The 1,930-nt window shown below is 75.8% G+C and carries 1 pseudogene; it reads right to left on the bottom strand.

What is annotated here, in order from left to right:
* Positions 1 to 1,895: pseudogene (locus tag ITP53_RS55090) on the bottom strand (hypothetical protein); the annotation flags it as partial.
* Positions 1,896 to 1,930 lie beyond the last annotated feature (35 nt).

Raw genomic sequence — 1,930 nt, 5'->3', positions numbered from 1 at the left:
CCACCCGAAACCGCCCCCTGGACCGCCGCCGCACCCTGGACCGCCCCCAGCACCACCGGCGTCCCGGCGCCCGAAGCCCTCAGCACCACCGGCGTCCCGGCGCCCGAAGCTCCCAGCACCGCCGGCGTCTCGCCCGCCGCCGCCCCCGGCACCGCCGGCGTCTCGCTGTCCGGAGGGTGTTCGGGCGTCGCCCATGCGTCGGCGGGCAGGTGGCCGGCAACCAGGCGGCGGAACCGGTCGGACGCCGCGTCCAGCGCCCGGCCCGCCGCCGCGTGCTTCTCCTCCGCCGTGCCGACCTCTCCCCAGAGCCGGCCGAGCCGGGCGTTGAGCCTGGCCACGTCGTCGTTGATCGCCTTGATGAGACGGCGGCAGGTCTGGTGGGCGGTCTGGGTCTCGCGGAGCTGCTCCAGGACACGCAGGTGCTCGACGCCGGCCGTGGACTCGACCGCGGCCAGCTTCTCCGCCGGCATGATCGCGGCGGCCGCGGCCTCCTCGGCGCGTTCGACTGCCCTGACCGCGAGCTCCTCGTATTCGCGGGCGGTCTCGGCGGCGTGCTCGGCGCGCTCCCTGGCGACGCGGGCGTCGCCGCGACGGTCGTGCCAGACGGTGCCTGTCGCCTCGGCCGTGCGCAGTGCCTCCTCCAGGTCGTCGAGCGCGGCCGCCGAGGTGGGCAACGCGTGGCCTGCCGCCAGCTCGGCGAGCCGCCGCAGCGACCGGCCGGCCTCGTTCTCGCGCTCCCGCAATCGCTGCTCGTACGTCCGCAACAGGTCGTCCAGCAGTGCCACCTTCCGCGCCGCGGCGTCGAGCCCCTGGACCGCGTCGGCGTACGGCTTCCTGCCGGGCCTGCGCCGCAACTCGGCGGCCAGCGTGTCGCGGTCGCCCGCGAGGTCGGCGAGCAGGTGGTCGCACTCGGCGATGCGGCCGGACAGCTCGCTCAGCCGGTCGTCCAGCTCGGCGACGCGGCGGCGCCTGGCCCGTTCGCGGGCGGTGGCCCCGATGTAGGTGGGCTCAGGCTTGGCCCAGCGGCCCGCCGCTGGGCCAAGCCGCCACGTGCCGTCGGCGCCGACTGCCGCGGGATGGTCGACGCCGATCGCGGTGGGCCCGTACGCGATGCCGGCGAGCACGGTATCGGCCTGAACCGGCGAGTCCACCTCCGTGGACAACACGTGCGCAAGGCTCTGGCCGGGCGCGGGCCTGGAAAGCGCCACCATCCCCAACCCGTCGCCATCCCCTGTCTCGAAGTGACCGGGCGCGGGTCTGGAGGGCGCCACCGCCCCCAACGCATCGCCATCCCCCGTGTCGAACCGGTCGTCTGGCAGCAGCCACAGGTCCAGCAGGCCCGCCGCTTCCAGCGCCGCCTCCACGCCCGCCTGCGCCGCCGGATCGATGCCCGGCCTGAACGCGACCGCCCGCCACAACGGGATCCCCGGGCGCCCGAACCTGGCGGCGGTACGGGTGTGCGGCGCGGGCGGCTCCAGCGCGCTCTGGCCGTCGAGCCGTTCACGCTCCCGCGCCAACTCGGCCCGCTCGGCCACCAGCCCTTCGCGCAGCCCGGCGAGGTGTTGCTCGCCGCCCGCCAACCGCACCTCGGCGGCCGTACGGGCGACCGCCACCAACTCGTCGGCCGCCTCGAACCGCTCCGCCAGGTCTGCTATCTCGCCGGGGTCGAGCCGAAGCTGCGAGCAACCGGCCGCCCACTCCCCCAGCGCGGCGGCCAGATCGCGAATCCGCTCGTTTCGAAGGCGTTCGGCCCTGTCGTGGGCCATCTGGGCGGAGGCGAGCTCGTCACGAGCGCGGTCACGGTCCTCCTCGGCGGCGGCGCGCCTCTCGACCACCACGTCGTACGCCAGCACCCCGGCCCTGACCTCCCGAACCTGTGCCGCCCGGCTACTCACCGCACCCCGCAACAACCCCCGCGTCCATCCCACCC

It is taken from the genome of Nonomuraea cypriaca (assembly GCF_015645445.1).
GTDB lineage: Bacteria > Actinomycetota > Actinomycetes > Streptosporangiales > Streptosporangiaceae > Nonomuraea > Nonomuraea cypriaca.
The sequence above is the reverse complement of the archived record's forward strand: the minus strand, read 5'-3'. Positions and strand labels throughout refer to the sequence as shown.